We start from the raw sequence: 25,407 nt of genomic DNA on the forward strand, positions 1-25,407 counted from the left end.
AAGTGGAGAATCAATGGTGGTGGTGATGGTCTTGGTCGCTGGGTTTGCTGTTCAGATTGGCCAAGGTGCCTGCCCCGAAGAAAACAAACCAGCACAGGTATAGCGCGCTGAAACTCTCGATGCTCTTGCCAATCAGCAGCAGTATCAGGTTCGCCACAATCGTCATCACCAGGCCTGTCGCCGCTACAAACTGGTAGGAGTTCATCTCCCGGGGGTCGTAAATTTTGGAAAGTTTCATGTTCCTTGCTGCTAATGTTACAGGTGTAACGCTTTTGAGGCAACAGTGGTGCCACTGCATTGAATTATCTCTGCAAAGATAGCATATAACGCTAGAATCTATAACAGGTATAGCCCTCGTGGGCAGCACCTGCAAATACAATGGGCTCAGCTGTAGCCAAGTGAGTTACAGGCACAAAAGCGAGGGATTGTTCTGACAGGTATAGGCTGCCCGTTCTAACTGAACCACACCGGGAGCGTATACACAAAGGAAACTAAACGTTTAGCGACATGTCAATCAGAGAAGAAGATCAGCAAAATACGCCCAATAAACCCAAAAACGTAAACGAAGAGCACCGCAAAGGCCAGACTATGGGCAACAAACCCGACCCGTCGGCCAAGCGCAACGTAGGCTATGGTGGAGCCCTGGAGCGGGCCGACCAGAAAGACAGTCTGGAGAACCTGCACATTGGAGGCGACGAAACCACGGGCTACGGCGCCAACAACCCGAACAGCACAGAGGAATTCGCGCAGGGCCCTGGCTTTGAGTTCGAAGGTAGCGACACTGCTATGGACGACGAGGTAAACGGCATCAGAAGCAGGCCACAGGAGCTGGGAGACAAGGATACGAAGCCAAGCGACAGCGAACAGAACAGAATCTAGAACCCCCAATTGCAGCAGCAGCCGGTGCAGACGCAGCGGCTGCTGCTGTTTTGTATTGGTTGTAAAAAAGAGACCCCCGCTATACAGGTATAGCGGGGGTCTCTTTTTTATCTGGCTTCTGCTTACCCGTTTCTGTGGGTAGACGGTCTGCTCTGGCCATTGCTGGCTTTGGAGTTCTTGTTGCGCCAGGAGCCACTTCGTCCACCGCCGCTCGTGCGGCTGTTGGCAGCGCTGCTGCTGGCAGGACGGTTGCCGCCTGTGCTGTTGTTGCCACCACCATTGCGGTTGCCGCCTCCACGGTTGCCGCTAGGGCCTTTCGGAGCCTTTACATTATCCAGGTTAAGGGCTAGGTGAGAAGGCAGCGCGAACGGATGGTCGGCGTCCACTCGCAGTTGCTTCTGTATCAGCTTCTGGATGTCACGCAGGTAAGCGCGTTCCTCAGTGTCGCAGAAGGAGAGGGCGATGCCGTTGTTACCAGCACGGCCCGTGCGGCCAATGCGGTGCACGTAGGTCTCTGGCTCGTTCGGGAGCTCAAAGTTAATCACGTGCGACAGTTCTTCCACATCAATACCACGGGCAGCGATGTCGGTGGCCACCAGCACGCGGGTAGTGCCTGCCTTGAAGTTACCCAACGCGCGCTGGCGTGCGTTCTGTGACTTGTTGCCGTGGATGGCTTCGGCCTGTATGTTGGCGTTGTTCAGGTCCTTCACCACGCGGTCAGCACCGTGCTTGGTGCGGGTGAACACCAGCACACGCTCAATCTCGGTGTCAGCGAGCAGGTGGCGCAGCAGGTGGCGCTTGTCGTTCTTCTCCACCAGGTATACCGCCTGCTCCACCTTCTCGGCGGTTGACGATACAGGCGTAACCTCTACCTTCACCGGGTTCACCAAGATAGTATCGGCCAGTTTCTGGATAACGGGTGGCATGGTAGCCGAGAAGAACAGCGACTGGCGCTGCTGTGGCAACAGTGGAATGATGCGCTTGATGTCATGGATAAAGCCCATGTCGAGCATGCGGTCGGCCTCATCCAGCACAAAGAACTCCACCTTCTTCAGGTTGATGAATCCTTGTCCAATCAAATCGAGCAGACGGCCCGGTGTGGCGATGAGCACGTCAACGCCGCGCTTGAGTGTCTGCACCTGGGCATGCTGCGACACGCCACCGAAGATGACGGTATGCCGGATGTCGGTGTTTTTGCCATAGGCGGCAAAGCTCTCGTTTATCTGAATAGCCAGCTCACGGGTTGGGGTGAGGATGAGGGTCTTGATGGAGTTGGAGGCGCGGTCTTTCTGCTTGTGCAGCAGCTGCAATATAGGTATAGCAAAGGCTGCCGTCTTGCCTGTTCCCGTCTGGGCACAGCCAAGCAAGTCTCTGCCTGCTAAAAGGTGCGGTATGGCCTGTTCCTGTATAGGCGTAGGCTGTGTGTAGCCTTCCGCCTGAAGCGCCTTCAGGATAGGTTCAATTAAATCTAATTCGCTAAATGTCATGTATGATTGGTTATGCAAGCAGCAAAGGTAACTTTATAATTTGGCTTGCCTGTATTTATTATTTCCGGCACCTATTGCCGGAAGGATGTATGTAGTCTATACATCAGTCAAGGGTACAACAGGGGGAGGGTGGCAATAATTCAACTATAGCCTAAATAGATAGTGCGGGAACAGGAACACCTTATTTGGATAGGCTATACCTGTACAAGATGCGCATCAGGTATAGGTGCCCTGTAGCAAAATTCGCTAGATTTGTGCAGCTGCAACCGCCTGACAACTAATCTGACCGCAGGTGTGTTGTAATAGGAGTATACCTAGCGCATGAGGTATACCTGTATCATCTTTACCAACGAACAAAGCGATGCCTGACAACCCGATACTCCATATCCGCAACATGGTCTGCCCGCGCTGCCTCAAAGTAGTCACGGAGGAGCTGGAGAAACTGAACCTGACGCCCATAGACGTACAGCTTGGACAAGTGGAACTGGCTGCCGAACCCAGCCCGGAGCAGCTGGTGCAACTGAGGCAAGCGCTATTAGAGAACGGGTTTGAGCTGCTGGAGGATAAAAAAGCCGAATTGGTGGAGCGGGTGAAACTCGCCATCATAGACCTCATTCGGTCTGGGGAGGTGGAGAACCTCAACACCAATATATCTGATTACCTGGCCGAGGCCGTAGGCCGCGATTACCACTACCTGAGTAGCATTTTCCCGGCTGAGGAAGGCGTGACGATAGCGCGTTATGTGGTGCTGCAGAAGATAGAGCGGGCAAAGGAGCTGCTCGATTACAATGAGTTGAGCCTGAGCCAAATCAGCTACCAGTTAGGGTATAGTAGCGTAGCGCATCTGTCGGGGCAGTTCAAGCAGGTGACAGGCATGTCACCGAGTGAGTACAAGAAAAGCAAGGCGCAGCCGCGCAAGCCTCTGGACCAGGTTCTGTAACCAGGAAGGCGATACGGGCTTTCTCAGTGATTGCAGCTACGGCATAAACCAAAAGCATAGTCCCCATTTGAGGTTAGCTGTAAAAGCGCTTCAAATGGGGACTATGCTTTTGGGCCCAACCTGTGCAAGACAGGCTGTGCCGGTACTGTATCAGACTCTCAGAAGGAACTCTTCTTTGATGAAGTCCAGAATCTCTGGAGACAGGGGTTTCGAAAAAAACTCCTTCACCTCTTCGTGGCTACGGGCGCACATAATGTCTTTGCGGTCCACTGCCGATGATAGCATGAACAGGTTGCACCTCTGCGTCACGTGTTCCGGCAGGCTGCGGTATTCTTCAATAAAGTTCCAGCCGTCCATCCCGGGCATGTTGATGTCCAGGAAAATAAGGTCAGGAAAATTTTCTCCGTCTTGGCTCACCGAGGATTTCAGGAAAGAGAGCGCCTCCTCCGCGCTTTGGAAGCTAAGTACCTCCTCCGCGAAATTTTCATTCCGGATGATGCTCTCGCACACGAAGTTATTCACTTCATCATCATCAATCAAAACTACTCTTTTCAAGGTATTCATTACTACACGTTGTATCTAAAGTATATGTTGAAAGTAGAGCCGACATTCACCTGGCTGTCTACCTCTACTTTGCCTCCAAGCAGCTCTGCCTGCGTCTTGACCAGGTGCAGGCCGAGTCCTCTGCCCTCTGTGTGGGTATGGAAGCGTTTGTACAGACCAAAGACTTTTCCCTTCTCCTTGCTCAGGTTTATGCCTAGTCCATTGTCTGTTACGCTGAGACAAATATAATTAGGAATAATGTAAGTTTTAAGCTGCAACTTCAATTTTCTGTCAGGAGATTTATATTTGAGGGCGTTTGTCACCAGGTTGAGCATGATGCTGTGAACATAGCTGCGAACAGCCACCACAGTGGGGGCCTCCTCAAAATCATATGCTATCTCTGCATACTCCTCCTCCAGTTCATTGGAGAGACTCTCCTGTATCTCTTCAAAAACCTTGCTGAATTTCACTTCCTCGCGCACTTTATTTAGTTCGCTCCGGATGGTGAGGATGTCGTTGAGGTCACGTATGGTTGTGTCCAATAACCGCGCCGACTTGAAAAGATTGTCGATGATGCGCGGGTTCATCGGCGACTCGGGTTTGTGCTTGTCGTATATAGTGGTAAGACCCAGTATGTTAGCGATAGGCGCGCGCAGGTTGTGCGACACAATGTAGGCGAACTGCTGCAGGTTCTGGTTCTGCTTCAGGAGCTGGTCAGTAAGCTCGTTCCGCTTGACTTCCGCCTCCTTGTATTGCGTCATGTCCGACGCAGAGCCATCCATACGGTATACCTCGCCTTGCTCGTTCACCATTGGCGATATGCGCAGCATGAGCCACTTCTGCTGGTTGTCGCGGGTACGCATGCGTATCTCGCAATGCTGCCGCTCGCCAGCCAGCACCTTGGGTATGACCTGTTCCGTGAGAAGCTCCCGGTCTTCCTCAGGCAGGAAGCAGACCCATCGGTCAGGTATAGACAGCAGCTCCTCTTCCGTCCAGCCGGTCAGCTCGCGGCACTGCGGGCTCACATACACCAGGCTCAAATCCGTGTTGGCCGAGAAGATGACCTCCGGGATGTTCTCGAGCGTGGACTGCAGGAGATTCTTGGCACGCAGCACTTCCTGTTCCGTGTTCTTTCGTTCTGTGATGTCCTGCACTGAGCCATGAAAGCGGATGAGCCTGCCATCGGCGTCGTACTCGGGTTCCACAATCTCATGCACCATGCGGGTGCTGCCGTTCTCCAGCACAATGCGGTGCTCCACCGAGGCAATGCGGTTGTGCCTGGCTGACTCGTCAAACGCCTGGCGCACCAGGTCGCGCTCTTCCTCTGGTATGAACAGCGTAGAGTTGTGTGGGGTAGGCCGGAAGGTATGCCGGCTCACGTCGTAAATTTCGTACACACTGTCTGACCAGGTAATCGTCTCCTGCACCAGGTCCAGTTCCCAGTTACCCAACTGTGCCAGGTGCTGGGCGCGTGCCAGCTGCTCCTCGTTGCGGCGTATGGTCTCCAGAGCCAGCTTGCGTTCCGATATGTTCAAGATGCTCAGCGACACAGCCAGCACGCTGTCGTCCGGTCCAAGGACCGGGCGTAGCGCAATCTCGTGCCAATACTCGCCGCTGCCCTCTTCGTAGATGATGGTCTCGCCCTGTAGCGTCTTTAGGTGATTCTCTACTAGCCTATTGGCCATGTCCTTGTCCACGAATTCGAGAATGCTCTGGCCTGTCTGGATGTCCTTCAGGAGCAGGTTCAATACATCCTGTTTCGCCACTGCGTTGTAGAGCATGATGTTCAATGCCTCATCGAGTAGGTAAATGGCCTGGGGTGAGCTGTCGAGCAGGGCGCGCAGATTGGCCTCGCTAGTGATGAGCTGCTCCCGGGCGTATTCCTGCTCTGTGATGTCAATCATGGTGCCATTCCACAGCACATACCCATTGGACTTCAGTGTAGGGAGGCCATGCGCCTTCACCCATTTCCAGCGCCTGGTTTGCGGCTGCATAATCCGGAACTCGACCACCAGGGGTGAGAGGCTGTTGTAGGAAGCGTAAATAGCCTGCTGCACTCTCAGGGCATCGTGCCGGTGAATGTGGCGGTAGAGCGAAGACGGCTTGTCGTATACCTCAGACGGGGTGATGTGGAACAGGTCCCGAATGCCTTCGCTGATGAAGGTGAAGGTATAGGCGCCGTCGGCTCCCATTTGTATCTGGAACACGGCACCAGGTATGCTGGAGCTGATTTCGAGCAGCTGTTTCTCGCTGCGTTGCAGCTGCTGCAGGGCCTGCTGGCGCTCGTGCACGTTCACGGCCACCACCAGGCGCGGGTGACTTTCCCCGAAGCCTGGGAGCACATCTGACTTCACCTCCACCTCAAAAACGCTCCCATCCTTGCGCTTGTGGCGTATCCGGGTGGCACGCGTCTGCATCTGGTCATGGGAATTGATGCTCCTGGTCAGCGCGTGCAGGTCTTCTTCAGGATGTATGTCCAATATGGACAGTTGCAGAAACTCCTCTTTGGTATAGCCATACTCCCGGAAAGCGGCCTCGTTCACCTCCAGGAAGAGCAGCGTGTCTTGATCATACACCCACATGGGGAGCGGGTTGTGCTCAAACAGCATCTTGTACTGTGTCTGGCTTTCGAAGAGGGCCTTCTGGAGCTGCTGGCGCTCCTCTATCTCGGCGTTCAGCATCAGGTTGTCCTGCCGCAGACGCCGGATGATGTTGCGGACCAGCAAAACGGTCATGGCCGCCACGATGAACGTGATGATGAGCAGGAGCGTGTGGTTGCGCACAAAGCGCGAGACGGCATCAACGGATTCGTCGCCATTCTCGCGGGCGGAGCTCCTTATACCTTCGCTCAAAGCCTTCAGCTGGCCCCGGTGCATCTGGTATTCGGGTGTGATTACCAATCTGTTGAATTCCAGGGCTTCCTCAACCCGGCTCTCACTGCTGAGTTCGAGCAGGTGCGTGATGAGCGTGTCATGGGCGGCGCTCTCTGACTCGAAGCGGTCCAGAATCTGGAGCCGGCTGGAATCGGTGACCATCTGTCGCAGCTGCTGCATCAGCCGGCTGCTTTGGCGTTGGGTGGCGCTTATCTCATGCTCGTATTCGGTCTTCTCTTGCGGGCTGGACGAAGTGAGGTGCAGCAGGATGGCCCTATGAATGGAGCCCTCGTTGTCGTGGAGGGCATCAATCAAGTCCAGTTTGCGGAGGGCATCTGATACATAGGCCTGGTGGTTGACCTGGATTTTGCGTGCCTCAAAAAAAGTAAGGGAGATAATGGTCACCAGCGTGACCAGCAGGCCCGAAAAGGCCAGCAACACGTACTTTATCGTCCTGGAATTATGGGTTGGGAGGCTAAATTTATTCTTTTTCAACATCTGGAAAAAGGTGGGTTTCTAGGGCGAAAATATTGATCTGTGCGTTTGTCTATCTGGTTATGGATGGCTAGGAGCCATATGTACACAATTGTGGTTTACACAATCATCGCTACACTGACTAGTATAGCAATTTCACCACCTGTTTAGTTCCAATCAATTTCTTGCGATAATCCTACGGTCGACATACGATTAGAGGCAGGTATAGCAAAGTGGCCTCAGGCATTGAAAATCTGTAAACCTTCGCCATAATCCTGTAAAGTTTCCGGGTATTGCGGTTCGTATCTTTGTAGTGTAAGATTCTCAACCAAGATGAGCAATTAGACTATGGAGACTGTACTGGAACAAAAGAAAGATAAACATACTAAAAAAGCCACCTTCCCGGTAGAGGGGATGACGTGCGCTTCGTGCGCCTCCAGCATCGAGAGCATGCTGCGCACGGTGGAGGGCGTGCAGGAGGCTAACGTGAACTTCGCCGGCAAGACTGTGCAGGTGGATTTCAAGCCGGAACAGGTAAAGCCGGAGCAACTGCGGGACACCCTGCATGAGATTGGCTTTGAGCTGCTGATAGACCAGCACACGGAGGCGGAACTGGAGGAGCGGCAGGCGGCTGCACTGGCCAAATTAAAGACTAAAACCATTGCGGCGGCGGTGCTGGCCTTCCCGGTCTTTGTGCTGGGCATGTTCTTCCACAATGCTTTCAGTTGGGGAAACTGGGCCATGCTGGCTTTCACAACGCCTGTCCTGTTTTGGGCCGGGCGCCACTTTTTCGTGAATGCCTGGGGCCAGGCCAAATACATGCGGGCGAATATGGATACGCTGGTGGCGCTGAGCACAGGTATAGCCTTCCTTTTCAGTGTGTTCAACACAGTGTACCCGGAGTTCTTTTTGAGCAGGGGGCTGGAGCCACACGTGTATTATGAGGCAGTGGCCGTCATCATCGCCTTTATTCTGCTGGGGAAATACCTGGAGGAGGGGGCCAAGAGCCGAAGCTCGGCCGCCATTAAGAAGCTCATGGGCCTCCAGCCCAAGACAGTGCGGGTGCTGCGTGGTGGCACTGAAGCCGAAATAAGGATTGAGGAGGTCCAGGTAGGCGACCGGGTGCTCATGCTTCCGGGTGACCGCGTGCCTGTAGATGGCGAGGTGGTGGCCGGTGCCTCGTATGTGGACGAGAGCATGCTGAGCGGAGAGCCGCTGCCGGTCCAGAAGCAGGCAGGTGACATGCTGTATGCGGGCACCATCAACCAGAAAGGCAGCCTGCAGCTCATCGCCCGCAAAACCGGTGGGGAAACCATGCTGGCACACATCATCAAAATGGTGCAGGAGGCGCAGGGTAGCAAGGCGCCTGTGCAGAAGTTGGTAGATAAAATAGCTGGTATTTTCGTACCTGTGGTGTTGGGTATCGCGGTGCTGACGTTTGTGGCCTGGCTGGTGCTGGGCGGGGAGGCCTACCTGTCGCAGGCGCTGGTGTCCATGATTTCGGTACTGGTGATTGCCTGCCCTTGTGCTTTGGGACTGGCCACACCGACCGCCATTATGGTGGGCGTGGGTCGGGGCGCTGAGAATGGAATCTTGATAAAGGATGCTGAGAGCCTGGAACATGCCTACAAAGCCAACGCCATCCTACTGGACAAAACCGGCACCATCACAGTCGGCAAGCCCTCCGTGACCGATGTGGTATGGGCGGAAGGTATAGCAAACCAACAGGAGCTGGAGCGACTGTTCTTCTCCATGGAAGCCAAATCGGAGCACCCCATTGCGCAGGCCATCTATACCTATTATAAAGAGCAGGGCATGACGGTTCAGGAGCCGGCGTACTTCAACAGTCTCACCGGACTAGGTATAGAGGCGGACTTTGAAGGTGAAAAGTACCTCGCAGGTAACGAGAAGCTCCTGCGCAAGGAGGGCGTAGGTATAGCTGAGCCACTGCTAGAGGCGGCCCGTCAACTGCAGCAAAACGCCAAGACCGCCATCTTCTTCGCCAGCAAGAGCCAGGCCCTGGCAGTGTTCGCCGTAAGCGACCCCATCAAACCAGCGGCAGCCGAAGGCATAGCGCGTATGAAGGAGGCAGGTCTGGAGGTATACATGCTCACTGGTGACAACGCACAAACGGCCGCCGCCGTGGCGCGCCAGGTAGGTATAACGCATTACGAGGCAGAACTGCTGCCCAACGACAAAGCTGACTTTGTGAAGAAGCTGCAGGCAGAAGGCAAAGTGGTGGCCATGGTAGGGGACGGCATCAACGATGCGCAGGCACTGGCTACGGCTGATGTCAGCATAGCCATGGGTCATGGCACAGATGTGGCCATGGACGTGGCCGGTATCACCCTGATGCGTTCTGACCTGGTGCAGGTGGCAGCGGCGGTCAATTTGTCGCGGGCCACAGTGCAGACCATCCGGCAGAACCTGTTCTGGGCGTTCATCTACAACGTAGTGTGTATACCTGTGGCAGCCGGCCTGCTGTACCCCTTCACAGGCTTCCTGCTCAACCCGATGGTGGCCGGAGCGGCCATGGCCCTGAGCTCTGTGTCGGTGGTGAGCAACAGTCTGCGCCTAAGGGGAAAGAAGATTTAAGTAAAATAAGTGTTTAGTATAAATTATGTTAAGTATGAAGACCTATAAGTTTAAGACAACGATTAACTGTGGTAGCTGTGTAAGAGCCGTAACGCCTCACCTGAACAAACTGGAGGGAGTGCAGGAGTGGAAAGTAGACACAGACAACCCAGACAAAGTGCTGGAAGTGACCTCTGATACCTTGGATGCCCAGACGATACAAAGCACTGTAGAGAAGGCTGGGTTTAAAGCCGAGCAGGTATAATCTGAGTAAAGTCGATTAGCAAAAGGCCAACTGGATTTCCAGCTGGCCTTTTTTATTCTAGCAGGCTACAGGGGCTTTACCCGCAAAGAGCTTCTGTCTAGGAGCAGGTATGCCAGCATCGCCAGGCTGCAAAGGGCCAGACCCAAAGACTCACGCGCCTCTTCAATGTTACGGATGTCGCCTCCGCCAATGGCTATACCTTCCCACCGCTCAGGCCAGAAGTACACAGCCCCAATGGCGTAGGCTATGCAAGCGATTAATAGGAGCACTCTACCAACTCTAGCAAACACAACCAAAAAGCTGATTACGGCTGCTGCGAGGTAGGTGGCAATCCATAGGGCAGGGTCTGGGTCGTTGTACTGCAAGGAGGCAAAGACGATGAAGCAAATTCCACCTAGTACAGCCAAATATTGTTTTGCATGCATTGTAACACGATGAGCTTATGTGTCTATACTTCAAGAATTTGTAAAAGTTGAGCCTGTGATAGCAATCAATGTATTAGCGAGTCGGGCTGCAGCGGGAGCAGGAAGAATTAATAGCTCTAGCAAATGCCTCCAAACAGCCTTATTAATGCCTTAAAATAACAGCAGCTGTATAAGTGCATTAAATCAGTGTGCCAGTATAGAGTATCTCAGAAGTGTCTAGTTCTGCTCGGTGGCGGCCGTCTTTCTGCAGTGCAATTATCGAAGTACATCCTGGTCGGAAGTAAGTCAACTTTAAAATGCTATAGTACGCCATGACCGTGTGTCATGTAACTTATGCTGCATGTCGAATTGCCGTAGGTCAGTAGAGAGAATAAGGTTTGTGGTGCTGGACAAATCCGAGAAAGCGGGCAGGAAGATTTCATCCTTTCCTATTAAGCTAGTCTTTTTAATAATATAGTTTTGACGCTATACCTAGTGTTGCGGATATGAATGGGACAGGCAACTTATTGTACTGTCAGGAGGAGGTAGAGGGGTAATAGATTAATGACCAATATGCTCTATTATAATGGTTAATGGTACTATATTGGTGAATATATTGCATTATGTTTATAATGAGGCATGTTGATAAAGTTCTATTCCTAATACCAACCTTGACCAATCTGTATACCTGCCACTGCAGGCCTGGCTCGCTAGCAACTGGTGTGGTTATAACAATTCCATCTCTCAATCAGAAATTCCATAGAGCCTTCACAAAATCCCTTTTCCTTTAAGAACATTCGTAGGAGTAGCCCGTATTGTGCAATTGCCTGTTACAGACGTTGAGTCTAATCAATTGTAAATTATTAATTCAACACCAGGTTGTCAGGCAAAAAGTGACTACAGTTGCTTAGAGGGTTTAGCTGGATGAAAGGATAGAAGGAGAGAGTGAGTAACTGCGTGAGCAAAGTAAATAGAAGAAAGAGCCTAGAATATAACTGCTCCGGATGTTAATCTGAAAGAGGCATTGTCTGTACAAGCCCTGCCGCACACATATCCTGCTCTACTCTATACTACCGCAATTCCAGTCAAATCAGTTCAGCTAGAACCAGTCTTGGTCTGGTACCAGTAAGTAGTTGATACTATGTGTTGATTACTAATGGCTTAGTTTCGTGTTTTCTCTGGTTTTAGAAAACAACTACTCGTTTAAGAGGCGCAGATGAAGTCTGATGTATTTAAAAAATTACATTTTACCGCTAAGATGTTAGAATTAAGATATAAGGTATTTAAAAATATGAATATTGCGATATAGGAGGTCTGATTTTTATTGCAGAATTGATGATAAATTAACAAACCTTAATATTGAATAAGTCGTAATTCAATCTAACTTCTGACTGGTGGCAGTTCCTACAGGTACCCACAATAGCAAAAGGAAGAAATATAAATATTCAGGCTTTAATATACTTATCGCCTGACGCTGAATAAAGCAAACAATACAAAGACATGACGAACGAAAGTGATAGAATTGACGTGAGAGGTAGAAGAGGGTAGAAGAGACAGGTCAATTAGTAAAAAGGAAATATGATTAAATAAGTACAATTACCGAGCTATGCACAAATATAGACACTATAATAGTTTTAATAGAATACTCTTATTAATACTAGACATCACCTTAATAGCCTTCGCCTTCAAGCTATCCAATCTCTTCAGGTATGGCGAATTGGAGCTCACCCATCAATACAGCATCTTCTTCGTGCTCTTCGCACTGGTGTGGTGGATTGTGTCGGGATTCAAGAACTTTGTGTTCCGTGTAGACGGCTTCTTTCCGGTAGACAAGCGGATTGGCAACCTGCTGAATGCCTTCGTGCTGCACGCCATCATCCTAGCCAGCTGTATCGTAATATTCAACCTCGAGCAGCTGTCCCGTTTGTTGCTGTTGTACACGTACCTCTCCACGCTGCTCCTGATAGGCATCAGCCGCATGCTGTTGTTCCTGGCGCAACGCTACTTCTCCAACTCCGACATGGCTTACTCCCGCTTCGTGATCGTAGGTATGGGGCCAGCGGCCATATCGCTGCACCAGACCTTCAACAGCGACGAGGCACCCGGGCGCAAGTTCATGGGCTTCTTCACCGACAAGGCTGATGAACTGAGCAAGTACAGCAGCATGGTGAAAGGCAACGTGTCTGACCTGAAGGAGTACTGCCTGCAGAACAACATAGATGAAGTGTACTATACCTTGCCGCTCAACGACAAGGAGCAGATTGACGAGCTGACGGAGTTCGCTGATGACAATTTCATCTACTTCCGCATTGTGCCTGATTTCAGCGCCATCGTGCAGCGGGAGGTGAACATGTACTTCTACCAGAACATCCCGATGATCAGCATCCGTAAGGAGCCGCTGGAGCAGGTGACTAACCGTGTCATCAAACGCGCCTTCGACATCGCCTTCTCTTTGAGTGTGATTCTGCTGCTGTTCCCTATTGTGATGCCAATCATCGCACTGTGCATCAAGCTGAGCTCTCCGGGGCCAATCTTCTTCAAGCAGTTACGCCCTGGTAAAAAGAACAGATTGTTCGTGTGCTACAAGTTCAGAACCATGCGTGTGAACAACCAGACGGAGTTGCAGGCCACCAAGAACGACCCACGTGTGACCCGAATAGGTGCCTTCCTGAGAAAGACGAATATGGACGAATTGCCACAGTTCTTCAACGTGCTGCTGGGCGACATGTCAGTAGTAGGGCCGCGTCCGAACCTGGTATCACAGCTAGATCACTACTCTAAGGTCATCAACAAGTACAAGATGAGACACTTCGTGACACCAGGTATAACAGGCTACGCACAGGTGAGCGGCTACCGTGGAGAGACCCAGGAGCTGAGCCTGATGGAGAAGCGCGTGGAGTACGACGTGAAGTACATGGAAAACTGGAGCTTCATGATGGACATGAAAATAATCTTCCTGACTGTCTGGAACATGGTAAAAGGCGAAAAAAATGCATACTAATATAGTTGACACCCCCACTCGCGTCGCTCCGGCACCACCCTTGCAGGAGAAGCGCAGATTGCTTAGGTCCTTTATCACGACGGGTAGCTTTGATGAATTTGTGGAGCAGGTCTTCTGGCTCACCGATAACAAGGAGTCCTCTTATGTATGCTTCGCCAACGTGCACATGCTGGTGGAGGCCTATAAGGACAGGGGCTTCAACCACCTGCTTAACCAAGCCGATATCGCATCGCCTGACGGAGGGCCGCTCTCCAAGCTGATGAAACTGCGATACGGGCAGCAGCAGGACCGCGTACCGGGTATGGACTTGATGCCGCGCCTGATTGAGGAGGCCGCCGCCAGAGGCAAATCAGTATACTTCTACGGTTCTACAGATGATGTGCTGCAGGCCGTTGTGGCAACCGCTAAGGCCAAGCACCCTGATTTGAAAGTGGCAGGATATTATTCACCTCCTTTTCGAAAACTGTCGGAGGACGAGGACCAAGCCATCGTAGACCAGATAAATGCCTCCGGTGCTGATTTGGTGTTCGTGGCCTTGGGTTGCCCGAAACAGGAGCGCTGGATGGCCGACCACAAAGGCCGCGTGAAGGCCTGTATGCTGGGTGTGGGACAGGCCTATATGACCTATGCCGGCCTAGAGAAGCGCCTACCTAAATGGGCGCGTGACCTGTCGCTAGAGTGGACCTACCGGCTGTACCAGGAGCCCAAACGCCTGTGGAAGCGCTACCTGGTCACCAATAGCCTGTTCGTGTTCCTCACGCTCAAGGATATGCTCCGAAAAGGCGACACGAAACGATACACCGTCAGCGCAGGAGACTAAGGGATGGTGCTCTGTGTGAACATACAACGAACGAAGTTCACAGGGCACTACTACCGCTACAGCCTGCGCTACAGCCAACACCGCTACTGCATACAGAAACACTATACCAAGCCGCGGTTCACGGGCAAGCGTACGCCTGGGAGCTGCAATGCCAGGCAGCTGAGCAAAGGCTTCAGAACTTATTTTATTTCTTTGCATACCCGTCCCCCATGTTGATGGAAGAGCAATTTTGTTAAGAAAATTGCACGAAAACAAAATTGCCAACATCAAAATATAGCGATTATCGTATGATTAGGTGACCAACAGAAAAGCCCTCGTGTGGAGGGATGCGTCACGACAAGAATTTTCACCCAAACCCTTATTTGAATGAAAGCTGTAATACTAGCAGGTGGTTTCGGAACCCGCATCAGTGAAGAAAGCGGTGTGCGTCCGAAGCCTATGGTAGAAATTGGTGGCAAGCCAATCCTCTGGCACATCATGAAGATATACTCTTCGCATGGCATCAACGACTTTGTGATTTGCTGCGGCTACAAAGGCCACATGATTAAAGAATATTTCGCCAACTACTTCCTCTACAACTCGGATGTGACCTTCGACATGAGCAACAACTCCATGAAGGTGCACCAGAACAACACTGAGTCGTGGAAGGTGACGCTCATTGATACCGGCGAAGGCACCATGACAGGAGGACGTCTAAAGCGTGTTCGGGAGTACCTCGGCGGCGAGACCTTCTGCATGACCTACGGCGATGGCGTGAGTGATGTCAACATCTCAGAATCCATCCGTTTCCATAAAGAGCAGGGAACACTGGCCACACTGACCGCTGTGCAGCAGCCGGGCCGTTTTGGCGCCTTCACGCTGGCAGGGGAGGCGACACACATTGACCATTTCCAGGAAAAGCCAAACGGAGGCGAGATGCCTTGGATAAACGGAGGTTTTTTTGTGTTGGAGCCCGCTGTGATTGATTACATCGAAGGCGACCAGACCACCTGGGAGCGCGAGCCGATGGAAAGACTGGCCAAGGCAGGTGAATTGTCGGCATACCGCCATACCGGTTTCTGGCAGCCAATGGACACCCTGCGCGATAAAAACGTGCTGGAGGAGTTGCTGCAGAGCGGCAAGGCGCCCTGGTATAACATGATTCGTGAGCGACAGGCGAAAGCCCAGGAGGCACGGGAGCAGGTAAACCTGGTATAGCCAAGGCAAGGCGCACGAGGTATCGTGAATAGCCAACCTGAAGCGAAACACGTTAACATAACATACCCTATACCTGACCTGTTTTTATAATAGCACAGCGAATGAAGAAAGATTTCCTGCAGCATACCTACAAAGGCAAAAAAGTCTTCCTGACCGGCCATACCGGCTTCAAAGGCTCCTGGATGCTGCAAATGCTCCATGCTTTGGGAGCAGAAGTGATGGGCTACGCACTGGCCCCTGAAACACAAGAGGACCTGTACCACCTCATGGACGGCGACAGCCTCTGTGAGTCCGTTATCAGCGATATCCGGGACAGAGAGACCCTGGAGGAAGCGGTGCTGCGTTTTCAGCCTGACTTTATTTTCCACCTGGCGGCACAGCCCCTTGTGCGCCTCTCGTATGAGTTTCCTTCTGATACCTTTGCCGTAAACGCCATCGGCACGGCCTACGTGCTGGATGCCGTCCGGAAACTGGAGAAGCCCTGTGTGGTGGTGCTCATCACGACCGACAAGGTATACGAGAACAAGGAGTGGGTGTACCCGTACCGCGAAACAGACCAACTAGGCGGCTACGACCCATACAGCGCCAGCAAGGCCTGTGCGGAATTGGTCATCTCCTCCTATAGCCGTTCTTTCTTCCATCCGGACAGGTATACGCAGCACCAGAAAGCCATTGCCAGCGCCCGCGCCGGCAACGTGATTGGCGGCGGCGACTGGGCCAAGGACCGCATCATCCCGGATATTGTGCGGGCGCTGCGGGTAGGGGAGCCGGTGACGGTGCGAAACCCGAATGCGGTCCGTCCGTGGCAGCATGTGCTGGAGCCATTGGGTGGCTACCTGTTGCTGGGCGCCAAATTGGCCAAAGATTCAGTAGCGTATAGCGGAGCCTGGAACTTCGGTCCGCAGGCGGGGGACAACAGCCCGGTGGAGGAACTGGTGCAGAAAGCCCTGCAGGTATGGGGCACCGGAAGCTATGACAAGCCGGAGTTGACGAACCAGCCGCACGAGGCAGGGCTGCTCAAACTGGACATCAGCAAAGCGCTGGTGGAGCTTGGCTGGACACCGAAGTACAACTCAGCGCAAGCCATTGAACGCACCATCGGCTGGTACAAAACCTACCATGAGCAGGTGACCGACATCAAGGAGTTCACCGTAAGCCAGATTGAGGAGTACCTGGAAGATGCGCTGCCGGTATACCTGGAGCAATAACCCGAAGAGAAAGCAGCACCTGCCAAGCAAGCCTTGGCAGGTGCTTTTCAAATAACCCAAACCATGATTTTTACAGAGACAAAACTGAAGGGAGCCTACATCCTGGACATCAAGCGCCTGGAGGACGAGCGCGGCTTCTTTGGCCGTGCCTACTGCCAGAAAGAATTTGAGGAGCATGGACTCAACACCAACCTGGTGCAGGCCAACGTCAGCTTCAACCACAAGAAAGGCACGCTGCGCGGCATGCACATGCAGCTCGCGCCGCACGCCGAGACGAAGCTCGTGCGCTGCACCCGTGGCGCCATCTACGATGTGATTGTCGACCTGCGACCGGAATCAGAGACCTATACCCAATGGATAGGCGTGGAGCTGACCGCTGACAATTACCGCATGCTGTACGTGCCGGAAGGTTTCGCGCACGGTTACCTCACACTGGAGGATAACTCCGACGTGATGTACCAGGTGACGGCTTTCTATGCCGCTGGCGCGGAGCGCGGACATCGCTGGAACGACCCGGCTTTCAATATCGCCTGGCCACTGGAGCCGCAAATCATATCAGAAAAAGACCAGCAGCACCCGTTGTTGGCGGATATACCTACCAAGGCCTCGGTCTGAGCAGGTATAGGCGTAATAACTTTAGATAAGAATGTATGATTATTATTGATACGGCATTAGCCAAACGCGAAGCAGAAGGTAGACCGGTGCGCGTGGGCATGGTGGGCGCAGGCTTCATGGCCAAGGGCGTGGCCCTGCAGATAGCGCACCACGTGCCCGGAATGGAACTGGTGGCCATCTCCAACCGAACCATTGAGCGGGCCAAGGAAGCTTACACTGAGGCAGGTATAGCCGAGGTGGAGGAAGTTGCCTCCGTTACAGCGCTGGAGGAGAACATCCGGAATGGCAGGTATAGCATCACCGAGGATGCCTCGCTGCTGTGCCAGGCCGAAGGGATTGACGCCATATTGGAAGTGACAGGAGCCGTGGAATTTGGTACCCGCATCGCTTTGGACGCGATAAACCACGGGAAGCACATCATCATGATGGATGCAGAAGTGGACGGCACCGTGGGACCTATCCTGAAGGTATACGCTGATAAGGCGGGCGTCGTGTTCACGAACGTGGATGGCGACCAGCCGGGTGTCATCATGAACCTGTACCGCTACGTGAAGTCCATTGGCATGAAGCCGGTGCTCTGTGGCAACATCAAAGGCCTGCACGACCCGTACCGCAACCCGACCACGCAGGAAGGTTTCGCGAAGCGCTGGGGCCAGAACCCAGCCATGGTGACCTCCTTCGCCGATGGCACCAAAATCTCCTTTGAGCAGGCCATCGTGGCCAACGGAACCGGAATGCGCGTGGCCAAACGTGGCATGATGGGACCTTACGCACCGCAGGGGGCCAACATCCGGGAGTCGGTGAACCTGTTCCCATTGGAGGAACTCACCGAGGGGCCTGGCATAGTGGATTACGTGGTAGGTATAGCCGAGCCGGCGGGCGGTGTGTTCGTGTTGGCCACCCAGGACAATGCCAGGCAGCAGCACTACCTCAACTATTACAAGATGGGAGAGGGGCCACTATACTGTTTTTATACCCCATACCACCTGTGCCACCTGGAAGTGCCGCTGACCATCGCTAGAGCCGTACTGTTCAACGATGCCGCCCTGACGCCACTGGACAGACCTTATGTAGACGTGGTGACGGCTGCTAAAATCGATTTAAAAGCTGGCCAGAGTATTGACGGCATCGGCCACTACATGACCTACGGCCTGTGTGAGAACGCCGATGTGACCGAGCGCGAGAACCTGCTGCCCATTGGCGTGGCCGAGGGCTGCGTGCTGAAGCGGGACGTGCCCAAAGACCAGGTGCTGACCTACGACGACGTGGTACTGCCCGAAGGAAGAATCGTCGACCAACTGCGCGAGGAGCAGCGGCGCTATTTTGCCTCAGATTTGGCTGCAGCAGCCCAGAAATCCAGGAAAGAGACAATCGTCTGAACGGCTGTTTGTAAAGAAATATAGTGAAGTCCCGCTCTGGTCCGGTATGGCCCGAGCGGGATTTTCCTTGTAAACCCACGTTGCACGAGAAACCATGGAAATCGTAGGCCTTATACCTGCCGCCGGAAAGGCAACCCGCCTCTCGCCGTTGCCCTGCAGCAAGGAGCTGCTGCCCACTGGGTTTGAGCCGCATCCGAACACAGGCGAGCCGCACCCCAAGCCCGTGTCAAAGTACCTGCTGGAGCTCATGCGGGAAGCCGGAGCGCGACAGGTATACCTGGTCCTCCGGAAAGGCAAGTGGGACATACCACAGTACTATGGCGACGGCAGCCAACTAGGCCTGCACCTGGCGTACCTCATCATGCACAGGCCCTACGTCACTCCTTTCTCCGCCGACCAGGCCTATACCTTCATCCAAGGCAAGCAAGTCGTGTTTGGTTTCCCCGACATCCTCCTCTCACCTCCTGACGCATTGAAAAGGATGCTGGAAAGACTGCAGCAACACCAGGCGGACGTGGTGCTGGGCGTTTTTCCGGTAGAGCAGCCGCACAAATGGGACATGGTGGAGCTAGGCGAAGACGGTACTGTAGAGCATATAGTCGCGAAGCCAGCAGTTTCTAATCTCAGGTATGGCTGGGCGCTGGCCTGTTGGGGGCCTGCCTTCACAGAATTCATGCACGAGCACCTACAAAAGGGGGAAGAGCAAATCATAACAACAGGCAGAACCATCGAGTTGAGCATGGGAGCCGTGATGCAGGCCGCCATCGACAACGGGCTGCGGGTGCAATCCGTATGCTTTGACGACGGAAGCGCCTTGGACACCGGCACTCCCGAAGACCTGCGAAAAGCCATCAGAAGCTACAGTTAGCACCTTTACATGCGTATACTCATCCTTCATAACCATTACAAACAGACCGGCGGCGAAGACACCGTTTTCCATGCCGAGGCCGCCCTGTTGGAGCAACACGGACATCAGGTAGAGAAGCTGGCTTTTGACAACAGCCAGGTGAACTCGCTCACCGAAAAACTGGAAGCAGCATTAGGCGTGGTGTACAATCCCAAAAGCGCAAAGCAGGTGGAGGAGAAGATACGGACGTTCCGGCCAGATGTCATCCACGTCCATAATTTCTTTCCGCTGCTCTCCCCGGCTATATTCTATGTGGCCAACAAGATGCATGTGCCCATCGCGATGACGCTGCACAATTATCGCCTCATCTGCCCCAGCGCCTTGCTTTATTACAAGGACCAGGTACAGACCGAGAACATCCACAAGACATTTCCGCTTGCGGCCATACGCCAGAAGGTATACCGAGACTCGGCTATGCAGACGGCCTCCGTGGTACTGGCCACCGGTATGCACAAGCTGCTGGGCACCTGGCAACACAAAGTGGACCGCTTTATCGCGCTCACTCAGGGGGCAGCCAACCTTTTCCAGAATTCCTCCTTGAAACTGAGGCCAGAGCAACTGGTGGTGAAGCCCAATTTTGCGGAGGATTTAGGTATGGCAGAAACCACGCGGAAGGATTATTTCCTGTACGTAGGGCGGCTCACCCGCGAAAAAGGCATCGAGACGCTGCTGAGAGCACACGCCCTGAAGCCGTTTCCGCTGAAGATAGTGGGAGATGGCCCATTGCGGGAGCGGGTGGAGGCGCACGTGGCGCAGCATCCACTAGCGGAATACGTGGGCTTCCAGAACCGGCAGGGCGTGCTGGAACTGCTGAAAAGAGCCAGAGGACTCATCTTTTCTTCGGAGTGGCTGGAGACCTTTGGCATGACTATCATCGAAGCCTTCTCGACAGGTACGCCAGTGGTCGCCGCCAAGATTGGAGGGGCGGAGCAACTGGTGGAGGATGGCGTGAACGGACTGCACTACACGCCGGGCGACGCAGCCGGACTGGCGCAGAAGGTACAAGTGCTGGCCCAGAATCCTCAACTGGTGACTAAGCTTGGCCTGGCAGCTCGCCAAAGCTATGAGGCGAACTATACTCCAGAGGCCAATTACCGCATGCTGTTGTCCATCTACGAGGGGATGCTGGGCAGGGGCAATAAAAAACCAGCCCCTGATACAGTCGTAACAAAGGCTGGCCTTTCATAAGGTATAGCTTTCTATACCGTTTCTATCTTCTTCTTTTCTGAGCTCTTGCGCATCTTGTCCAGAATCGCCACTACCCGGTCGGTCTCTACCACCAGGTGTTGGCGCTGGCCTTCGCGGGCGTCTTTTACTTTCTTGTCCCCTTTGCAGATGATGTAGTCATAGTCCAAGTCTATTTTGGTGGCGATATCGAAGAAAGGCTCAATCACGAACCCCTCGTTGAAAATCTCGATTACCTTGGTGCCTGGCTTGCAGAAGAACATGCTGATGAGTCCTGCTCCCGTAGCGGAAAGCACCACACGCGCCTGCGAGAACATACGGACCTTCTCTAGTATGGAATATTTACTGGAGACGATGGAGGTGAAGTTGTAGGCCTTCAGTTCTTCCAGCAGATCCTGTTCGTTGAGTACATTGCGTATGGCGGAATCGCTGCGGCTGATGTACAGATAGGGCGATTCTGCTTTCTGGCCTATTGGCTCCTCGTTTTCGACCAGTGGCAGGAAAGAATCCCGGATGTATTGGCACAACCACTTGGGCACCAATGTGTGGCTGCCACGTGGTGCGGTGGACGCGATGAGGCGGTCAGCCACCAGGTGCGGATACTCCATACCTGTGATGATTTTGTTGGCAGGTATACCCAGCAGTTCCAGCGTTTCGGTTTGGTAGCTGTAGCGCGTGCTGGGTACCAGGAACCAATCCACCTCATCATAAAGGCCGCTTTCGCGGAGCAGGTGCAGGCGGGGCAGCACGTCCAGGAACCAGTGCCCAATGTTGTTCAGCCCGGCTCCACCAGTCAGCAGCGTAAACACAGTGCCCTTGAATCGGGTAGGGGCGGTAAAGTAGCGCTGCTCGAAAATATTGTTGAGGTCGGGTTCCGTCACTTTGCCATCTTTCAGGCTCAGCGACACGTTCTCAATCACACGGTTGTACTGCGAGACGATGGCCACGCTGCTCTCATTGTCGGTATAGATGCGGCCGTTGGGCACATCCACCACCATGTAATTGGTTTCCACGCTCCGCTCCGGCTTCCAGTAGTCAGAGATAGAGTCATAAAGCTGGTCTGAGATATCCAGCGTAGTAACAGCGTGGGGATAGATGCTGTGTACCTGCAACTCGCGCTCATTGCAGCTGGAGAGGTCATCGAGGTTGATGCGGCAGACGCCGGCGGGCTTGTAGCGGGTGTTATAGGGGACTACGCGCCCCATTATTTTCTTCAGGCGTTTGCTTGCTTTGTCGTAAAAGACCTTTGGTTTCATGTTCAGTGTATAAGGTTAACTATACAATCGTTTCGTAAAAAGGGTTTACCGGCTGTTATTCCTGGTTCTTGACCAATTGCCGGGCGTCCCTGGTATGTTCCGAGTCGTCGTGCTGCAAGTACTGGGCCAGTATGCCGGCAGCGGCCTCCACGGCTTTTTCGTTCCAGTGCGCATCGTCTACGGGGTATAACGGGATATTCTCATTGTGGTATAGGTTTTCGAACGTGCTTTGGGTATCGACCACGTCTACCTGGCGCTGTTTCAGCTCGGCCATGAGCCGGGGCAGGAAGTCGGGCTTCTTGCGGGAAGGCAGCAATTGGTGGTAAATATTCTCTTTATTAGGTATCGGCATGAATACAAACCGGATGCCCCGGCTCTCCAGCGCATGCTTGTAACCCTCCAGCACATCGGCTATGCGCTTTAACTCTTCTTCACTGAAATCACGGTTCGCAGGCTCACCTTCTAAGAAGAACTCATTCTGGTAGGCGATGTACTCCTTTTTGCCAAAAGTGCGGTCAATCTGCGCCAGCGTACGTCTGTATAGGGCCAGTTTGGAGATGCGGTCTGCGGTCACGGCCAGCCAGGTCAGCACTTTGGACGAATTGATGGCGGTGCCCGTCATGTCGCGGAGTTTGGCCCCCATACCTGTGGCGCCCACCGCAGGGAGCTCAGCTATACGCCGCTCTATGCTCGACACCACGACGACCTCCGGTGGATTCTCCTCGAAGCGCCGCGTGCCCAAAAACCGGTTGACGGTCGCAGGGGCAAACGAGTAAACGTCCTTGCCCAACTGGCGCTCCAGTACCTCGGCCAGGGTTTCTTCCTGCGATAGCTTGGCGCCTGTTATGTTGGAGTCGCCAATCAGCAGCACATCCGTTTTTGTGTCGCGGTTGCGGTAGCCATAGGGGTCAGTATACCATTCCACCACCCGTTTCTCAGCGAAAGGGGTATGGGGTGCCAGTTCGCCTTCCTCTTCCATCTTCACATACATGTTCGGGTAGAAAGGCCCTGACATCACGCGCATGGAGTTCACGGAAAGCGTTTCCCATACCCGAAAGGTGAACAGGTTGCCCGGCAGCACCGCCGCCTCCAGTACAGGCCACAGCAGGAAGGGGAGCGCCAGCAAGGTCAGTTTCAGTAGCAGCTTTTTTACACCTTTGTCTTCCATCATCCCCACGCCTTAGAATTGAAAGTAGATAAACTCCTGGTGCCCGAACTGCCCAAACAGCAGCACCGCAATGATGGCGGCGTAGTATACGCCCCACCGCACCCACACCGGCCGGCGACTGATGAGCTGCGATACGCTTCCTTTCCGCTGAATCAAGTGTACCGTTTCCATGATTAGGATGGAGATTACCGACACGGCAAAGACCTTGAAGCCCTGGTCCATGAACAGCATGTGGTTCAAATCTGCTGCCGAGAACAACTGACGTACGTTGCCCAGTCCAGCGAAGCTGCTTTGGATAATGTATACTGCATCGCCGATGGTATTGGCCCGGAAGAACACCCAGGAGAAGCAGACCAGCACAAACACACTCAGCACCTGTACCCACTTGTAGAGGGTCGGGTGGCTGGTGAGCCCCAGCATACCTGCCAAGGCATTCCGTTGCTTGGCCGTCACGATGGCGAATACCAGGTAAAAGCCATGCAGCGCGCCCCAAACCACAAAAGTCCAGTTGGCACCGTGCCACAGGCCGCTCACCAGAAACGTAATGAACAGGTTATAGTACCAGCGCCACTTGATGACACGGTTGCCACCCAGCGGGATGTACAGGTAATCGCGAAACCAGGAGGAAAGCGAAATATGCCAGCGGCTCCAGAACTCCGAAATGCTTTTGGAAAAGTAGGGCCTGCGGAAGTTCTCCATCAGACGGAAGCCCATCACCTGCGCCGCCCCAATGGCGATGTCCGAATAGCCGGAGAAGTCGCAGTATATCTGGAAGGCAAAGAAGATGGTGGCGAGAATTAGTGTAATGCCCTCGTAGTCAGTAGGGTTGTTGTATACCTGGTTCACCATCAGGGCCAGGTTATCAGCAATCATGATTTTCTTGAAGAAGCCCCAGCCCATGCGCCGCAGGCCGGCCACTACGCGCTCATACCTGAAGTCGTGGTCTGTTTTAAGTTGCCCTAGCAGGTTGCCCGCCCGTTCAATGGGGCCTGCCACCAGCTGCGGGAAAAAGGTGACGAACAGCGCAAAAATGCCCAGGTGCCGCTCCGGCTTGATGCGCCCTTGATACACATCAATGGAATAACTCATCGTCTGGAAGGTATAGAAGGAGATGCCCATGGGCAGCAGCAGCTCAAAAGCCGGCATGGCGTAAGCCATATCCAAGGTATGGGCGATGTCGCGGGCGCTGTCGTTGAAGAAGTTGTAGTACTTGAACAAGCCCAAGATGCCTAAATTCGACGCCAGGCTCAGGTATAGGAAAGGCTTCCGTTTGTTTTTTTCGTCATCGGTATACCTGCCCATGGCGCGGCCGCAGAAATAGTCTATCAACGTGGAGATGACCAGAATCAAGGTATAGGCGGGCTTCCAGGAGGCGTAAAAATAATAGCTGGCTAACAGCAGGATGAGCCACCTGCGGTTGTAGGGAGTCAAAAAGTAGAGCGTAACTACTACCGGGAAGAATATGAAAAATTCAGTAGAGTTAAACAGCATATGTACTTGTTCTTAAGGGCATAAGAGAAGCAGTTTCCCAGCCTGGCTTTTCCATCGGTCACCCGAGCGCAGCAGGACTATTCAGGATTTCCTATAGTATATTAGATGTGGCGCCAAAAGGTTTGGGATTTTGTATATATTTTTCAAGATATGTAGGGCGCTTGCAGTATAATATGGGTTTCTATACGTGTAGGCGCGGAAAACAGCTGTTGTTGGTTGGATGATTCACATACAGCAGCGCATCTCATTTGCGCACCCGAACGCTCAGCATGGTTTGCACTGCCAGCCGCATACGGCTCTCTGTCAACTCGCTTGCGTGTATCCACCCGACCTTTTGAACGGAACAAGCCTGGAGGGCAAAGGCACATTGGGGCTGTGTTTATACCTGTGGTTGAACTATTATAATTACCTGTTTAAAGGGGAAATAATGAACCCGAATAGTGCATTCGTCCCATAGGATAGAATTCTTTAACCCACTAAGTAAGCTGTGTTATGGGAAATATGAGAGAAGGCTGCTATGGCAGCTCCTAGTTGCATATTATCGTAGCCGAAGAACCCAGCATGAAATAGGTATAGTCCCGGCTGTATATCCAGATTGTACAAGTTGATTTTGTGGCAGCAGTTAGCGCAAAACAGATAGCAGGGAGTTTGAAATGCAATCTCATAATATGACTATTGTACTAAAATCCATGGTTATTGCTTTGGGTAAAATTCCCTTCGTTCCATCAGGCCGCAGAATGA

At 53.1% G+C, this 25,407-nt stretch carries 20 protein-coding genes; 12 read left to right on the forward strand and 8 right to left on the reverse strand.

Annotated elements, in window-relative coordinates; translation table 11 throughout:
- Positions 1–10 precede the first annotated feature (10 nt).
- Positions 11–238 (reverse strand): hypothetical protein, encoded by a 228-nt coding sequence (locus tag B051_RS0112745; protein ID WP_018478591.1) that lies wholly within the window; start codon positions 236–238, stop codon positions 11–13.
- A gap of 269 nt (positions 239–507) precedes the next feature.
- On the opposite strand from B051_RS0112745, the gene B051_RS0112750 reads away from it, so the two are divergent.
- Complete coding sequence (locus B051_RS0112750; protein ID WP_018478592.1) at positions 508–879, forward strand: hypothetical protein; 372 nt, start codon at positions 508–510, stop codon at positions 877–879.
- A gap of 122 nt (positions 880–1,001) precedes the next feature.
- On the opposite strand, the gene B051_RS0112755 is transcribed toward B051_RS0112750, so the two are convergent.
- Positions 1,002–2,366: a DEAD/DEAH box helicase gene (locus B051_RS0112755; RefSeq protein ID WP_018478593.1), complete on the reverse strand. Its 1,365-nt coding sequence runs from the start codon at positions 2,364–2,366 to the stop codon at positions 1,002–1,004.
- A 361-nt stretch (positions 2,367–2,727) separates the two neighbouring features.
- Here B051_RS0112755 and B051_RS0112760 point away from each other — a divergent pair, with 361 nt between their 5' ends.
- Positions 2,728–3,306: a helix-turn-helix domain-containing protein gene (locus tag B051_RS0112760; RefSeq protein ID WP_018478594.1), complete on the forward strand. Its 579-nt coding sequence runs from the start codon at positions 2,728–2,730 to the stop codon at positions 3,304–3,306.
- Positions 3,307–3,456: 150 nt separating this feature from the next.
- On the opposite strand, the gene B051_RS0112765 is transcribed toward B051_RS0112760, so the two are convergent.
- Together B051_RS0112765 and B051_RS0112770 are read right to left on the reverse strand one after the other, a co-directional pair.
- Positions 3,457–3,870, reverse strand: a complete 414-nt coding sequence (locus tag B051_RS0112765; RefSeq protein ID WP_018478595.1) for a response regulator — start codon at positions 3,868–3,870, stop codon at positions 3,457–3,459.
- Between the two features lie 2 nt (positions 3,871–3,872).
- Entirely contained in the window at positions 3,873–7,220 is a 3,348-nt protein-coding gene (locus B051_RS0112770) for a PAS domain S-box protein (protein ID WP_083919450.1), read from the reverse strand.
- 324 nt (positions 7,221–7,544) lie between these two features.
- Between B051_RS0112770 and B051_RS0112775 the strand changes: the two genes are divergently transcribed.
- Positions 7,545–9,791, forward strand: a complete 2,247-nt coding sequence (locus B051_RS0112775) for a heavy metal translocating P-type ATPase (RefSeq protein ID WP_018478597.1) — start codon at positions 7,545–7,547, stop codon at positions 9,789–9,791.
- 34 nt (positions 9,792–9,825) lie between these two features.
- The gene (locus B051_RS0112780) at positions 9,826–10,035 is read left to right on the forward strand and encodes a heavy-metal-associated domain-containing protein (RefSeq protein ID WP_018478598.1); all 210 of its coding nucleotides are present in this window, start codon (positions 9,826–9,828) and stop codon (positions 10,033–10,035) included.
- A 65-nt stretch (positions 10,036–10,100) separates the two neighbouring features.
- On the opposite strand, the gene B051_RS0112785 is transcribed toward B051_RS0112780, so the two are convergent.
- On the reverse strand, positions 10,101–10,442 hold the full coding sequence (locus B051_RS0112785; RefSeq protein ID WP_245539627.1) for a transmembrane 220 family protein: 342 nt from the start codon (positions 10,440–10,442) through the stop codon (positions 10,101–10,103).
- A 1,603-nt stretch (positions 10,443–12,045) separates the two neighbouring features.
- Here B051_RS0112785 and B051_RS0112790 point away from each other — a divergent pair.
- The 8 genes from B051_RS0112790 to B051_RS0112830 all read left to right on the forward strand — a co-directional run bounded on the left by B051_RS0112790 (position 12,046) and on the right by B051_RS0112830 (position 20,754).
- Positions 12,046–13,440 carry an undecaprenyl-phosphate glucose phosphotransferase gene (locus B051_RS0112790; protein WP_026236380.1) on the forward strand — a complete coding sequence of 465 codons (1,395 nt, stop codon included), beginning with the start codon at positions 12,046–12,048 and terminating at the stop codon, positions 13,438–13,440.
- Entirely contained in the window at positions 13,430–14,260 is an 831-nt protein-coding gene (locus tag B051_RS21260) for a WecB/TagA/CpsF family glycosyltransferase (RefSeq protein ID WP_051080663.1), read from the forward strand. Before B051_RS0112790 ends, B051_RS21260 begins: the two co-directional genes overlap by 11 nt.
- Positions 14,261–14,626: 366 nt before the next feature.
- Positions 14,627–15,457: a glucose-1-phosphate cytidylyltransferase gene (gene rfbF, locus B051_RS0112805; protein ID WP_018478603.1), complete on the forward strand. Its 831-nt coding sequence runs from the start codon at positions 14,627–14,629 to the stop codon at positions 15,455–15,457.
- A 101-nt stretch (positions 15,458–15,558) separates the two neighbouring features.
- Complete coding sequence (gene rfbG / locus B051_RS0112810) at positions 15,559–16,665, forward strand: CDP-glucose 4,6-dehydratase (protein WP_018478604.1); 1,107 nt, start codon at positions 15,559–15,561, stop codon at positions 16,663–16,665.
- Positions 16,666–16,728: 63 nt separating this feature from the next.
- Entirely contained in the window at positions 16,729–17,280 is a 552-nt protein-coding gene (gene rfbC / locus B051_RS0112815; protein ID WP_018478605.1) for a dTDP-4-dehydrorhamnose 3,5-epimerase, read from the forward strand.
- Between the two features lie 35 nt (positions 17,281–17,315).
- Positions 17,316–18,659 (forward strand): NAD(P)H-dependent oxidoreductase, encoded by a 1,344-nt coding sequence (locus B051_RS0112820; RefSeq protein WP_018478606.1) that lies wholly within the window; start codon positions 17,316–17,318, stop codon positions 18,657–18,659.
- 94 nt (positions 18,660–18,753) lie between these two features.
- Positions 18,754–19,527: a sugar phosphate nucleotidyltransferase gene (locus B051_RS0112825; protein WP_018478607.1), complete on the forward strand. Its 774-nt coding sequence runs from the start codon at positions 18,754–18,756 to the stop codon at positions 19,525–19,527.
- Positions 19,528–19,536: 9 nt separating this feature from the next.
- Positions 19,537–20,754, forward strand: coding sequence for a glycosyltransferase family 4 protein (locus B051_RS0112830; protein WP_018478608.1), 1,218 nt, complete (start codon positions 19,537–19,539; stop codon positions 20,752–20,754).
- A gap of 11 nt (positions 20,755–20,765) precedes the next feature.
- Here B051_RS0112830 and B051_RS21265 read toward each other — a convergent pair whose 3' ends face one another.
- Genes B051_RS21265 through B051_RS0112845 form a run of 3 tightly spaced genes read right to left on the reverse strand, consistent with a single transcriptional unit; the run spans position 20,766 to position 24,666 of the window.
- Positions 20,766–22,007: a glycosyltransferase family 61 protein gene (locus B051_RS21265; RefSeq protein ID WP_018478609.1), complete on the reverse strand. Its 1,242-nt coding sequence runs from the start codon at positions 22,005–22,007 to the stop codon at positions 20,766–20,768.
- A 55-nt stretch (positions 22,008–22,062) separates the two neighbouring features.
- Positions 22,063–23,178, reverse strand: a complete 1,116-nt coding sequence (locus B051_RS0112840; protein ID WP_018478610.1) for an alginate O-acetyltransferase AlgX-related protein — start codon at positions 23,176–23,178, stop codon at positions 22,063–22,065.
- 9 nt (positions 23,179–23,187) lie between these two features.
- Positions 23,188–24,666 carry an MBOAT family O-acyltransferase gene (locus B051_RS0112845; RefSeq protein ID WP_018478611.1) on the reverse strand — a complete coding sequence of 493 codons (1,479 nt, stop codon included), beginning with the start codon at positions 24,664–24,666 and terminating at the stop codon, positions 23,188–23,190.
- Positions 24,667–25,407 lie beyond the last annotated feature (741 nt).

Origin of the sequence: Pontibacter roseus DSM 17521 (assembly GCF_000373265.1) — a bacterium.
Taxonomy (GTDB): domain Bacteria; phylum Bacteroidota; class Bacteroidia; order Cytophagales; family Hymenobacteraceae; genus Pontibacter; species Pontibacter roseus.